At 30.0% G+C, this 14,582-nt stretch carries 13 protein-coding genes and 1 pseudogene; 1 reads left to right on the forward strand and 13 read right to left on the reverse strand.

The window, feature by feature from the left end; all coding sequences use genetic code 11:
• Positions 1–68: 68 nt before the first annotated feature.
• The 4 genes from J2S15_RS12965 to J2S15_RS12980 form a co-directional block, all read right to left on the reverse strand.
• The gene (locus tag J2S15_RS12965) at positions 69–1,532 is read right to left on the reverse strand and encodes an AcpB/EbpR/MafR family transcriptional regulator (RefSeq protein WP_307408981.1); all 1,464 of its coding nucleotides are present in this window, start codon (positions 1,530–1,532) and stop codon (positions 69–71) included.
• 548 nt (positions 1,533–2,080) lie between these two features.
• Positions 2,081–3,244, reverse strand: a complete 1,164-nt coding sequence (locus tag J2S15_RS12970) for a hypothetical protein (RefSeq protein WP_307408983.1) — start codon at positions 3,242–3,244, stop codon at positions 2,081–2,083.
• 26 nt (positions 3,245–3,270) lie between these two features.
• Positions 3,271–4,104, reverse strand: a complete 834-nt coding sequence (locus J2S15_RS12975) for a YitT family protein (protein ID WP_307408985.1) — start codon at positions 4,102–4,104, stop codon at positions 3,271–3,273.
• A gap of 4 nt (positions 4,105–4,108) precedes the next feature.
• On the reverse strand, positions 4,109–5,224 hold the full coding sequence (locus tag J2S15_RS12980; RefSeq protein ID WP_307408986.1) for a M20/M25/M40 family metallo-hydrolase: 1,116 nt from the start codon (positions 5,222–5,224) through the stop codon (positions 4,109–4,111).
• Between the two features lie 305 nt (positions 5,225–5,529).
• Here J2S15_RS12980 and J2S15_RS12985 point away from each other — a divergent pair.
• Positions 5,530–5,765: pseudogene (locus J2S15_RS12985) on the forward strand (transposase); the annotation flags it as partial.
• A gap of 837 nt (positions 5,766–6,602) precedes the next feature.
• Here the strand turns inward: J2S15_RS12985 and J2S15_RS12990 are convergent.
• The 9 genes from J2S15_RS12990 to J2S15_RS13025 form a co-directional block, all read right to left on the reverse strand.
• The gene (locus J2S15_RS12990) at positions 6,603–6,860 is read right to left on the reverse strand and encodes a DDE-type integrase/transposase/recombinase (protein WP_307408988.1); all 258 of its coding nucleotides are present in this window, start codon (positions 6,858–6,860) and stop codon (positions 6,603–6,605) included.
• Positions 6,775–7,017, reverse strand: a complete 243-nt coding sequence (locus J2S15_RS20385) for an IS3 family transposase (RefSeq protein ID WP_503128506.1) — start codon at positions 7,015–7,017, stop codon at positions 6,775–6,777. Before J2S15_RS20385 ends, J2S15_RS12990 begins: the two co-directional genes overlap by 86 nt.
• Complete coding sequence (locus J2S15_RS12995) at positions 7,004–7,228, reverse strand: hypothetical protein (RefSeq protein ID WP_307408989.1); 225 nt, start codon at positions 7,226–7,228, stop codon at positions 7,004–7,006. Before J2S15_RS12995 ends, J2S15_RS20385 begins: the two co-directional genes overlap by 14 nt.
• 93 nt (positions 7,229–7,321) lie before the next feature.
• Positions 7,322–7,456 (reverse strand): helix-turn-helix domain-containing protein, encoded by a 135-nt coding sequence (locus J2S15_RS13000; RefSeq protein ID WP_307408991.1) that lies wholly within the window; start codon positions 7,454–7,456, stop codon positions 7,322–7,324.
• A 77-nt stretch (positions 7,457–7,533) separates the two neighbouring features.
• A complete protein-coding gene (locus J2S15_RS13005; RefSeq protein ID WP_307408993.1) occupies positions 7,534–7,818 on the reverse strand; it encodes a transposase in 285 nt (94 codons plus the stop codon).
• Positions 7,819–8,536: 718 nt separating this feature from the next.
• Positions 8,537–9,652: a DUF438 domain-containing protein gene (locus tag J2S15_RS13010; protein ID WP_307408995.1), complete on the reverse strand. Its 1,116-nt coding sequence runs from the start codon at positions 9,650–9,652 to the stop codon at positions 8,537–8,539.
• Positions 9,653–9,664: 12 nt separating this feature from the next.
• The gene (hcp, locus tag J2S15_RS13015; protein WP_307408997.1) at positions 9,665–11,203 is read right to left on the reverse strand and encodes a hydroxylamine reductase; all 1,539 of its coding nucleotides are present in this window, start codon (positions 11,201–11,203) and stop codon (positions 9,665–9,667) included.
• A gap of 72 nt (positions 11,204–11,275) precedes the next feature.
• Complete coding sequence (locus J2S15_RS13020) at positions 11,276–11,908, reverse strand: Crp/Fnr family transcriptional regulator (protein WP_307408999.1); 633 nt, start codon at positions 11,906–11,908, stop codon at positions 11,276–11,278.
• A gap of 1,395 nt (positions 11,909–13,303) precedes the next feature.
• Positions 13,304–13,663 (reverse strand): hypothetical protein, encoded by a 360-nt coding sequence (locus J2S15_RS13025; RefSeq protein ID WP_307409001.1) that lies wholly within the window; start codon positions 13,661–13,663, stop codon positions 13,304–13,306.
• Positions 13,664–14,582 lie beyond the last annotated feature (919 nt).

Below are 14,582 nucleotides of genomic sequence, written 5' to 3' on the forward strand. Positions count from 1 at the left end.
GAATTTAATCTTTCCATTATCTAAACCTATTTTTGACTTATTTTTAAGCACATCAAACTGAGGTAATATTAAGCACTCATCTTACTTCGTATAATGTGTTCCTCTGACTCTAAAACATGGATCAGATCTCTTGTTGTTGGATAGTCTTGTATACAGATCACTTTACACTCTAAGTCATCTAATCCCGGAATATTTGTAATTAGTAAATCAATTTTCGGTAATTCTTTAACAATCGTTGATAGAGATAAACTAGATGGTTTAAACACATCAATTTTGTAAATCATTCTTTGGAGTAAAATTTCTTTCACAATTTCCATATTTTCCTCGTCAGTATCCATAAGAATAGCCATGGAAATTGATTGGAATTTATTAGTAAGTTTTATCGATAAATTTCCCCAATGTGTAATAATGATATAAATTATTTCATTAATTTTGTCATCACTTAATGTTTCACCAAATATTTGTTTCACCAACTTTTTTGTTGTTTGATAAAATAATAAATGATGATGAGTCAATTCACGAATGAAGGTTTTTCGTTTATTATAAATTATATATGGGCGAGCACCGTGCAATGTTAATGTGTTACAGATATCTATAACTAATTCATTTTTATTATCCAAAGTAATATCATAAATACTTGCAAGACGATCCAATAAATCAAAAATCCTAATTACAAATTGATAATAACTGTCTTTTGATTTCATTAGAACTGATAGTTCGTCAAATGATAGGATATGTTCTTTATTGCAGAAAACTTCAAATAAAAACATAGCAATCTCTGGAGTAAATTCAATTTCAAAAACTCTCTCAAATTCTTTATAAGCCAAATGGTTTTTTTTGAAATCAAAAAGATTATAAACATATGAATCTAGCATTGGTTTTTCAGCAATATAAGGATGACTTTTATAATAGACAATACGAACATATATCCATAATTTCATTTTTTTGTAGTCTGGATAATTTTGTAAATGTTGTTTGATGATTGAAGAACTATTGAAGAGTTCTGTCAACACTACTTCTTGGGAACTCTGTAAGTATTCTTCTTCGTATATATACTTTTCTGAAAGTAAATAACTAATCAAGTCTATTATATTGCGATAATTTCCATCAATTGAAACAGGATTTGTTTTTATTGTTGCTTGAAAGTATTCTAATCCATCATTAATATTTGTGATTATCCTTCTGAGCGTTGCAACACTTAGTCCAATATATTCAGCAATCTCTTCTAAATTTCTCCTAGAATTGAAAAAAACATATTCCAATACTGTAAATTCATTACTATGATGCAATAATTGAATATAAATATATCGGATAGAATAAGCTGGAGGAAGATGTAAATAGATTCCGTTTTGATCTGCATCAATTGATACAGGAGTAATGATATTATTTAATTCCTTAATATCACTCCAAACTGTTTTGATTGGTAAATTACATTCCTCGCACAATTCCTTTAATGTTGTCTGCTGATAATCAATTAAATATTCAATAATTTGAATTTTACGTTGATCTCTTTTTGAAAATATATGTTGCATACTACACCTCTTAATTAACAATACCACTATATTCAAATTTTGAATATTATGATGCTTGAAACTTTCATCATCTGGATTCTATGTTGTTTATAAAAAGGATACAGTAGCTAGAACATGTTGAAAATGAGTGCTCCATAGTTCGTGAATGGAAGACTATTTTTAATTTTAGTTTCTTATTTTGATTGTTTCTTGCTGATTATCACCATTTACCTTAAAAAAGTGAAATTAATTTACAAATATATCTATATTTGATAATCTTATATTCAAAAAACACAATATTAAATAATTTTAAATTTAATAAAACTTGATTAATGTAACATTGTTTAAATGTTTTGAATAAATTCTATTTTTTATTGTGAATAAGCTATATTCCATGTTGCTCAATAAGACGTATATAATATTAAATATTTGTTTAGTGATATTATATTTTTTGAAATGATGTGATCCACAATATTCCTTTTTAACTGTTAGTTTCATAAAGAAACTTATCCTTTCTTAGTTTGACAAGAAAGGATAGATTTAAAATGATTTTTTGTTTATTCCTATAGTTATGCAATAAATCTAATTAAAATGCTGGTAATAAATACGGAAGTAATAGTTACTGTTGAAAATCCAGCAATAATCATTTTAGGTAAAATTGCATCTTCAATTACTTTTACCTCTTCCTCATTTTCACCTACAGCTTTCGCTGCTTCTTGGCTTAAAATCATTGTGCCAGGAAATCCATATAAAGATGTTAATCCAATTGCAACTGACATTGCAGTACTGTAACCCAATACTTTTCCTGAAATAACTGCAAATACGATTGCTCCACTTACTCCTGCAGCAAATGATAGTAACAATGGGATGATTAAATCGACTAAATCTTGGAATGATATTGTTGCTAAAGGCCCAAAGATAATAACCAATACACCTAACATCATGAGTCCAAAAGCATCAATTCCTGAAAGGATATTTTTTTTGAAAATTCCTGTAGCTCTTAGTGTGATTCCCATTAATAAAGCTATAATAAATGTATTAATAATTCCACCAGTCAAATCACTTAATGTCATAGAAATCACGACTACCAAACCAACAATAAATAAAGTTCCTGCTGTTGTTTGTAACGCCGGAGGTAATTTCCCTTCAGTGGTCTCTTCTTTTGCTTCAGTAGTAACACTTTTTAATTCACCATTGCGATACTTTGTTTGAATTTGCTTTGCTTCTTTTCGTAAAATTAATGAAGTTAAAGGAAACCCAATGATTCCTTGAAATGCTGAAATTAAAACGGGTAACACAGCAACAGATACCAAACCTAGAAGTAGTGCTTGCTCTTGCACCATAACAATTGAAATCGTACCACCACTAATTGCTGCTATTGCAGCGATAATATAATTAGTTGATTCAAACAATGAACCGAATATAAATAGAAATGTAACAATCCCTAGAATTGCGCTTACTCCAATAAGAAATGTTCTCCATTGTTGTTTGAAATCTTGGATACTGATTGACGTTCCGATGTGAACAATCACAAAACCAACAATAGTTGTTCCTAACGTTAGTATTGAAGAACTAGTAAGCAAATCCTCTGGAAATATATTTGTTTTAAAACCTAATAAGAAAATAATAGATGCTATGAACAGGGAAGATAGTAGTGTTTTTGTTTTCTTTGAAACTACATCACTTATTGTCCATATCATCATAATAACTGTAAATGCTATAACTGGATTCATAATTCATCACCTTTCTGTAAATTAATTTATAAATTTTGATATGTAAACCCTAATCCGTGAACTTCCGAAACTTTGTGAATAATGACAAAGGAATGTTTATCAATCTTGTTGATAATATCTAGAGCTTTTTGCATCTGTTGTTGATTTAAAACAATCATCAACATTTTACCAAGTTCATCCGACATTCCACCATTAACATGCAACATTGTAACTCCTCGGTTTAGTTCTTTTTGTAATAATATCTTTATTTCTTCTAAATGCTCATTACTTCTTAACATAATTACCTTTTTTTGGTGGAATGCAGTTTCTAAATAACTCATTATCATTGAAGTAATAATTAAGGATAGTACTGCAAGGAAAAATGCATCTGTTCCAAAAACAATAAGGTTAAGGGTTACGATAGCTAAATCTGTGAATAACAATCCTAATGATGGATTCAAATTATAATATTTCTTCATGATCATTGGAGGAATAGTTGTCCCACCACTAGATGCATTTATTTTATAAAGCATATTGACACCAACTCCAAAAATCATACTACCAAATATAATAGATAAGATTGTATCATTGACTAATTGATACTCGGGTACTAAGTAAAGGAAAATAGGTAATAAAATACTTCCTGCTAAAATTCTTATAAATGCATCTTTTCCCAGAAACTTAAAAGCGAGACCTAGCATTAGAATATTTAAAACTAATACAACATAAGAGCGATTAATATTGAACATTGCTTCTGCTAAGATTCCCAAACCACTTACGCCTCCAGCTGCTACGTTATGAGCACCAAGAAACATATTAATGGATATTGATATTAATATAATTGCTAAGGTAATTATCCCTCCTTGTTTTACGATTTTCATGTTTTTACTCCCTTGTTTGGTTTTGGACTAATGCGAGAACTAAGTCGACTGTTGCTTGCAGTTCTGAAATTGGTATATATTCTTCGGTTGTGTGAATTTTTTCATATCCAATTGACAAATTTAGTGTTTCTTTTCCTTTGGTATTAAATGAATTCGCGTCACTGCCACCACCACTAATTTCAAATTCTGGTTGTCTACCAATATGTCTAACTGCTTCCAATGCTTTCTTCACAACTGTGTTTTCAACGTTGAATTCGTATCCTTCGCAAAGAATATTACTTTCTACATCAATAGTTCCACCTAATTGATATGTCATATCTTCAAATGTATTACGAATTTCTTTCTCTTTTGACAAACATGTATCATGTGAGATTGAACGGATTTCTAACTCGACAACCGTCTTATCTGCAACCACATTTGTCGCAACTCCTCCTTTAATAGTTCCTACATTAACTGTTGTTTTAGAATCAAGTCTTCCCGTTTTAATTTTTGCGATAGCATTTGCTGCAATTGTAATAGCTGACACACCTTTCTCAGGTTCTAAACCTGCATGTGCTGATTTTCCATTGATTTGAAAATTCATTTTTATTAATGTAGGGCTTGCGATTGTAATATTACCAACCTTCCCTGCACTATCTAATACATACCCATAATTGGATTTTAATTTGCTTACATCAAATGCTTGCGATCCAATTAATCCGATTTCTTCTCCTGGTGATAATATAATTTCAATTGTTCCATGAGGAAGATTTTGTTCTTTTAATTGTTTGATTGCCTCTATTAATGCAGCGATACCAGCCTTATTATCTGCAGCTAAAATAGTATCACCAGCTGAATAAATAATATCATTATCTATTGCTACTTTGATATTTTCTCCAGGCTCTACCGTGTCTGTGTGACAAGAAAAGAAAATCGGCTCATAATTTTCTTTACCTGATAATGTAAACACTAAATTATTTCCACCTAAACCTGTTTTTTCTTGTGTATTATCTTCATACATCTCACACCCTAACTCTTGGAATAATTTTTTTAAATACTCATGGTAAGTTCCTTCAAACTTTGAAACAGAACTTATTTCTACCATTTCACTAAAATTATTAATCAGTCTTTTATTTTTCATTTTTCTTTCTCCTTTCGCCATATTATTGGACGTTTTCAAATATTTGTATAATAAACCTTATAACCACCAATTTCTTTTTTGTTGGCTACCATGGTTATTCTATTCGATATATGCATGGTTATGTTTTCAAAAAACACAATGCAGTTTTCTTTTTTGAAAATGTCTATGCTAATATTTTATGCAAGCTTGATAAAATTTATATCAAATTTTTATATTAGCAATATATATAGGTTATGTAAAATAGCAATTGAATAAGATTATTTACAACTCATTCTGACAAAGTCCATATAATTGTGTCAAAGGAAAGATATAACTATATTCAAGCAGAATCCTATGTTTTAGATGAAGAACATATTTCACAGCGCAATGATTATTATGAGTGTTATTATACGCCTCGTGTTGGAACGATTGAATTGATTGTTCCAACACGAGATGGAATATTTGCTCCTACTATTTTTGAAAAATATCAAAGAAATGAAAAAGCCTTGTTATATCGATGCTGGAAATATATATTAAAATTGTATCAACTAAAAAGTCGTCTTTTTATGACCTATCTTGTTGGTATCGGTATTTTCAAATTTACTCATTATTCTTGTGTTATTGATTAGTTTAATCAAGTGGTTATACAGCCTTTTTCTTTTGAGAATAATATAGATGTTTTCATCTTCCTTCTCATTCATCTAATTTTTAAAAAGATTATGTTTGTATTGGTTTTGAATCCATTGCTCACTATCATGATAATATCCTTTCCAATCATTCCTATTCGTTTGAACTAATTAACTCTCTTTTATCGAAATGATTTTGTGGATTAACATTCCAGATGTTAAGGATGATAAAGTTGATGCTATTATGGTTACATCTTTTCTCTTTATCAATCAAAATCGTATAATTAATGATTCTTTCTCTAATAATGAATTAACTTTTTTCTCAAAAGAAAGAGACAATCTCATTAAGCGGTGATTTAGAGAATATATACGACTTGCTGCTTATTTAAATCATGTTTTCCCTGAACTTAAGCTTTTCATTAATTTTTCTATTAAAACAGACAGTTTTTATAATTTACTTAAGAAATATAGTGCTGCTAAAGAGATTAAAGAAACTAGGGTTGATGATTTATTCAATACCATTAATTCCAAGCAGAAATTCCGTTCTTTAACTCAAGCTCATGATTTAAAAACAATCGTCAAACACCCCGCTGGCTATCATTCCGACATTCTATCAAGTGTTATTAAGAATATTATTCATCAAATTGAATTTCTATCCTCTAAAATAGATGCGATTGAATCTAAAATTAAAAATCATTTCCTTATTATGGACTTTGGACTGAAGTTCATTCCAGGTATTGTTATAGATACTTACATATTTTATGATTGCTTTCTTATTTATAAGTAATAAAGACAAGTTTATTATTATTTCTATCGCTGATATGCACAGCTACGATACTACGATCATATATGTCCATGATAATGCTTAAATAAAGATTTTTCTTCATCCCCTTAATTTTGAACTCACTCACATCTGTAACCCATTTCTCATTTGGTTTTGATGCACTAAAATCTCTTACTAATAGATTTTCTGCAGTGACTTGTGGAGTATTCTTTTTTGTAGTTACTTCGTTTTGCACGAATAATGTCATGTACACCAAGTAAGATCATAATTCGATGTACTTGCTTATAATTGTATTGTTTGTGATTCAATACATTAATCCATTCCGTCATTCTACGATATCCTAATATATGTCCAAAACGCTCATCATAATCAAGAATTATATTAGCTAATTCATGGTTTGCGATTTAACCATTTATAGTAACTGCTTCTGGCAATGCCATATACATTGCATAGCCAGTTAATGCTCCATCCTTTATCTTCGTGTAATTCTTTAATTGCTAAGTATTGCGGTTCTTGTTTCCCTTTGGCGAATACCGCCTCCTTTCGATTTCCTTCACTTTTTTTAATGCTATTATCGTTCTTTTTCCAACTTTCGTTCAAGTCGCTTGTTTTCACGACGCAATAACTCTAGCTCATTAAGGTCTTCATCTAACTTGGCTTTACCTCTTCTATCCTCGAGTCCATTTTCGCCATCTTCTAGGAGTCGTTTTACCATTGATATACTTGTGCATAGGATACATTAAATTCACTTTCTGCATCTTTATAGGACTTGTCATGATCAAGACACCATTCTACTATTTTTATACTTTCTTCAAGTGTTGTTTTTCTTCTGCTTTCCGTCATGGAAACTTCTCCTCTAGGATTGTAATCCTTTAGTTCTTCATGACTATTATACTTCATTACCCATGTAGTAATTTGACTTATTGATTTAAGTTTATATTTTTCATTAAATCAACTTGCGAACCGTCACCATTTAAATACGCTAATACTACTTTCGTTTTAAATTCTTTTGTATAATTGGTGTTGTGTGGGGAAGATATAAACCCTTCTATTCCACTCACTTCATAAATTGCCAACCATTTTCGAAATAAAGCACCATCTATTTCTAAAGATGCTGCAATTCTTCTTTGTAATTCATTTCCATTGATGTACCTAAGTACAGCTTGTTCTCTTTGTTCAGGTATAAACTTATTTTTTCTTCCCATAAGAAAAAATCCCTCCTTTCGTAGTTACAACTTTATATATTTTAGTTGTCTACTCTAGGGGATTATATCAACTATGAATGCCCTAATATCTTAAGAAACGCTCTGTGGGCGGGTATCCTTACAATGCTCTTGTCAATTGTGCTAAGAAAGTTACCAACTACATCTTCTCTATTCATTCTAATCCTAATAAAGATTTTATTTTTATAAATTTCATCTTAATAATTATTCCCAGCTACATCTATAGTAGTTTTTTATGTCGTTACGCTATGTTGTATTTTCTTCATTTCCCTTGACATTCTCATAGTGGTCTCCTTAATTTATTTTATCATTTTTCTATCTTGGTATAGCAACTTTACTTGATTAGAAAATTCTTTGTTAAATGAGAGACCGTTTTTTTTAATGCAATGATTGAATATTTATCCTTTTCTTTATCACTCCAATCACCTACACAACTATTATTTCGTAGCAATGGATGGTTTTATTAGTCCATTTTTGATTGAAATTTTATTCTTTTTAAGCTGTTTTTTGATTATCAAATCTCCTTTGTTGTTTATGCCTTTTTATTTCTTCAAATTTCTCTAAACATATTCGTTACTCTCTTTCTAAAGTAATATCTATGCCTTATTAAAATTTTCATTTTACTTCTATTTTTTCTGTAATCAAGCAAAATCTCACATATAGAAAAAGAACTCAGCAATTTGCTAAGTTCTATTTTAGATTATTCATTCATCAGTCGTTTTTCACCAGTTATACTTTGAATACCACTAATATCTTGGCTTACTTCTACAACTCCTAAATACTCGTCTTGGTTATCATAAATTGCAAAGTATTGAATATATACATACATGCCTTTAAATTTAATCCAGAAATATTCATGATCTTTTCGTTTTGCTTTAAAATCATCTAAAATTGCTTCCACAACATGTACACTTTGTGGTGGATGGCATAACTTTACTTCTCTTCCAAGAACTGTAAGAGGACGATCAAACACTCTATGCTTGCCTTGTGATACATAAGCAACCTTATCATTTTTATCTACAAAGGTAATATCCAAAGGTAACACATTCAGCACCTTTTCCAGTTCTAATGGTGTTACTTTTCCTGAAGGCAAATTCACATATCCTTCAAATAGAGTTTGAGTAGATATTTCTTCTTCTTGTAAATTGATTGCTTCATTATTTTTTATAGCTTTATCCAGTTTGTCCCAAAGTTCATTCGATAAATGTTCTTCCAACATCTGATACAGCACATTATTCTCTTTTGTAATCATATCCTGAATTCTTTGCTGAACTGCTTTATATAAATTTTCACTGCCATTATGTTCAATTAATGCTGACTGCAGTTCTTTTAATTCATTTCGAATTTCATTATCTACACCCCACATTACTTGTGGTATTGTCTTTATTTCTACATACTCTAAAAGCGGAAATAGCAATTGTTCCTTCTTTCCATAATGTGCATCTACTTTATCATACAGTTCATTCACATATGCCAATGTAATATTATCATTGTTAGCCTTCATAAATGTATCAAGAAACTCATTATCCGCTCTAAAATAATCAAAAGGATGATTTACTTTACCACTATGAAGTTCTTCAAGATTATCTTGAAATAATGAGGCATGAATATCACATAAACTCATGATTTCTTCAACATTCATTCCTTCACTCACCAGCTGTTGTTCCATTTGTGCTATCTCAGCACCAGAAACATATTTAAAATCTGCAATAAATTCTTCTTTTACTTTGTCTTCATCTTCACCATTATGTAGTCTTAAAATTAAATCTTTTAATTTGTTTACTTTATCATTTTTCTTTCCAAGCATTTCGCTCATAATTTCACCTTCTTATCCAAATGTTGCAATATCCTCTGTGACAGTATTAATTCCACTAATACCATAGTGTTCTACCAAATAGTTAGCAGTAGTTTCACTCAAGTATCCTGGTAATGTTGGTCCTACTTTGATATCTTTAATCCCTAAATGCAACAATGACAGTAATACAATAATCGCTTTTTGTTCATACCATGCAATATTAAATGAAATTGGTAATTCATTAATATCATTCAGTTCAAACACTTCTTTTAGTTTCATTGCAACTACTACCCATGAATAGGAATCATTACATTGTCCTGCATCTAAAACTCTAGGAATTCCATTAATATCTTTCAATTGTAGTTTATTATAACGATACTTTGCACAACCTGAAGTCAATATAATCGTATCGTCCTTCAACGTTCTTGCGAACTCTTCATAATAACCACGATCCTTTTTTCTACCATCACAACCACTCATAACTACAAATTTACGAATTGATCCATTTTTGATATTTTCTACTACAACATCTGCTAATGCTAATACCTGATTGTGTGCAAATCCTCCGGTGATTTCACCATTCTCAATTTCTTGAGGAACCTGACATAATTTAGCCTGTTCAATTACTTCACTGAAATCTTTGCTTCCAACTGCTAATTCTTTTATTCTTTTAAATCCTGGATAATCACAATTTCCTGTTGCATATGTTTTATCTACATAACTTGCATTTGCCTTTGGTGGAACAATACAGTTCGTAGTGAAGATAATTGGTCCATGAAATGTTTCAAACTCACTAGTTTGTTTCCACCATGCATTACCATAATTTCCAACTAAATGTGTATATTTTTTTAGTTTTGGATAATAATGTGCCGGAAGCATTTCACTATGTGTATAAATATCAACTCCACTATCTTTACTTTGTTCAAGCAATTGTTCAATGTCATTCAAGTCATGACCTGACACTAGAATCCCTGGACGATTACCTACACCAATATTAACCTTTGTTATTTCTGGATTTCCATATGCAGTTGTATTGGTCTTATCTAAAAGTTCCATTACTTTAACTCCATAGTATCCACACTTATCACTGACTTCAAGTAACACATCTAACTCTTTTACATCATTAATAGTGGCTAATACATCTACTAAAAAGTTATGAATTTCGTTGTCTTCATATCCTAAATGAATTGCATGTGAATGATATGCACTTATCCCCATCAAACCTCCCATGATTAATGATTTTAATGCATTCAAATCCTCATTTGCTTCATAGTATGGTGTAACATCTTCTTTTTTTGTATATGACTTTGCAATCAGTAACTGTTTACGAATGCTTTCATGATTAAAATTAGCATTTGTGATTAGTTTAAACATACTGTTCATAATAAATCGCTTTTCTTCCAGTTTATCCTCTTTATCATCGTTAATCTGTAATGATAAAACTTTAAGATATTCTTTTAACTCATCCATAAGATTTGCTAGTTCACTATCCTTACCACAAACTCCTCGAACAGTACAAGCCTTATTTGCCACTGTTTCTTCACATTGATTACAATACATTGCTGTTTTCATAAAAAATAACATCTCCTTTATAGGTATACTATAAACCTGAGATGTTATTTAATATGTGATAATTCCGACATTTTAAAAATAATCTTTATTCAATATATATTCTTGTTTATTAGCTTTTATAATCCCTTCTTTTTCCATCAAATGGATTTCCCTAGATAAACTACTACGGTTTACACACAAGTACTCTGCCAGTTGTGTTTTATTAAAAGGAAGCTTTATGATATGTGAGCGCTGTTTGATATGATAAAAATTCAACACTTCATACAATCGCTCCTTGACTGTATTTTTATTGAGACACTCCAGTTTATGAGTTAAAAAGGTATTTTTAGTAGAAAGAATACGAATTAAATTTTCTAGCACTTTTTTAGGAAATTCAAACATTGCTTCTTTTGTGATATAGACAACCTTTAATTCTTTCATAGCAATGATATCAAATGGTGAAATATGATCTTCACCTAATGCGACTGACTCAGCAAACATTTCTCCTTCCTCTAAAAGTGTCACCAGTTTCTTGTTTCCTCCAATATCATAACTACAGATTTCTAAGTTACCTTCAAGAATAATAAATACATCTTGAATCGAATCCCCAATATGAAACAATACTTCGTTTCTTTTAAAATGTTTCACAATCACTTTTGGCGAAATCAACTCTAATTCCTGTGCATTGACACCATTAAATAATTCAATATCTTGCAATCTTTCCATAATGCCTCACTTTCCACTTTAGTATATCATGAAATAATATATATATATTTTAAGACTCTGAGTCAAAGATTATCTTTCCTTTTCCTCCACAATACTTAGTTGTTTCATCAATAATCTTATTTGCCGCTTCAAGTAATTGTGAATGAGAAGTTACTTCATTACCTTGAACAACATAAAAGACATTTTTAGTTTGATCTGTCACTTTTGTATTTTCTGTCTGTCTGACTTCAAGTTTACAAATTACATCATCCGCATCATCTACATATGCGTACTCTTCCTACCTGTTCTTGACAATGAAAGGCTACACTAGTATCTAACTTCTCTAAAGGGATAATGAGAGGGACCATCATTAAAGGTATAAGGTCTTTTTTATAATATACTAATCTTCACTATTTAATGAAGTTAGATGATTTAGGGGTTACGATTTTTCAGTCTAAAAAGCAAACCGTTATAACAATACATGCTGTTAAAATTTCTTTTCTCACTTGATAAGTGAATCTATTGAACTTAATGTCTCTGCGAGCGAAGAAAAATTAATCAAACAGATAAACGATTATATACAAAGGTATAGTAATTATCATCCTCAGGAAAAATTAAACGATATGACTCTCATTGAATTTAAGGATTTATGCCTTTTAAATCTATAAGTTTTTATTTTCTATCCACTTAACTTGATTCTTGACATAATCTAATACTTTAATAAACAATATTTTTCTTACTCACTCCATGTACAATTCTATAGGACTTAGGCAATAAACAACAAGGGCTTCTCTGCATCACATAGCGCCAAAAGAGGAGGAGTGCATTAATTTTCGTATTTAGTATCGTCACTTAACTCGTTAAACAAAATAATTATTCTTCATTTTAGAGCGTATCTTCCAATACATTGAAGTTTCTAACTTAATCTTTAAAATCAACACATTTGTTTTCACTTCCTTAATAAAACTATAATTCACAATATAACTTTTCTGAGAACGAGTAAATAAACTACGGCTTAATTAATCATATAATACTTCCAAGATTGAATAGAGATGTAGCAATCTGATAATGCTACTATGTAAAGTGACAATTTTGGCTTATCCTATTGCATCATAATTGGCACGTCTTATATTGACATTATTGAAATTCCTGCTTTATATCTTCATTTTTTTGTTATTTATAATGAAACATTAACACCTTTATCTCTTTACCATTAATTGGTTTTTGAATATTATAATGCAATGTTCGTACTTCAAATGCAACAAGTGCAAATTCTTTTTTTAGAAGTTTGTCGCTGTAAAAAACAAATAAAACTATGCAAAATGAGATAACAACAACAGCGCATTACCTATAGTTATTTGCTATAATACCAAATTGCAACTTCCCCAAGCTGTTCCGATGTTATACCCAATTCCTTTATTTCAATTCATATTTTTCTATTGTGTATTTATCGTAATATTCACAATCAGGAGTAGCTAATTTGACACCTTCATCTGTCACTCTTCCACCATGATTTTTGTTTCTTTTATCATAATAATACATAATAAAACCAACGTTTTTTTTATCTTCTTCATTCAATCCAATATAAACCCAAATTTCAACTTCATCATCTTCTATATAAACTATAGGTAAATCTATATCAGTTAATTCGGTTTTTGAAAATTTAAATCCTTCTTCCTTTAAATTAAGGAAAATATTCGAAGGTTCTTTATGTTTTTTTTCACAACCAACAATCACTATTAGAGAAACAGCCAACAATCCAATTATCTTTTTCAATTTCATACCTCTTTCTTTCAATATTTTTTTATGATATCCATAATACTATTTTGTCAGTTTCTAGTATAATAGAGCAACTTTAACAACTAAAATAATGTTGTGTGTTTTACTTCAACTTAAAATGAATAAACGAATGCAATTGACCTGAAAACGTCTGACTTATCCATCAACAAGTTAAAACTTCGCTACGCTTATATTTGCTTACCCATTAAATAATGGAAATCTCTTAAGGTTATAATACCAGCTCTCACTAACGTGCTTTGGATTTTCACTCAAGACAGAGTTCATAAGTGCTTCGCAGTTTCACTCACCACCCACAGTATTTCTCTTTCTTTTCGCAAAACCTTCTTCATATTGAATCATAACATCTTACAACAGTTCCACTACCATTCAGGCCTGCTAGTTCGCATAGGGTTTTCCCTAATAATTTACTCCATATGTAACTTTACAATTTTACACTTGATTTTGCTTACCACTCAGTTGAACACTTAGTGATTAGGTGTAATTATCCCCTTTAAGATTGTTGTGTTCTCAAACTTTTATCTAGTCTTCCTTTATTCTTGTATAACTTTCGTTTATTATACATAATCTACTGTACGACTACTTGTCACATAAAAAGGTAGAATTAAGCTTGTCCCACCCTCATGCATTTTACTGTGTCTAAGTTTGTCCAACTTCTTTGCTCCAACTTACTTTCTTCTATTTAAAGTAAAATCTCTATACGACCATTAAGTTAACTTCATTAGAATTTTTAATATTATTTTATACTAATTAGTATATCTTTGCAAGTTCTATTGTGAATTGGTTAGTGTAAAATAAGTGTAGAATTGAAAAAAGTGATATATCCTTATAAAATTAAGTTCGACAAAAAACAATTTTAAATGAATGGTATATATCACATGAACATTTTATCACATTT

This window comes from Breznakia pachnodae, assembly GCF_030814225.1.
GTDB lineage: Bacteria > Bacillota_I > Bacilli_A > Erysipelotrichales > Erysipelotrichaceae > Breznakia > Breznakia pachnodae.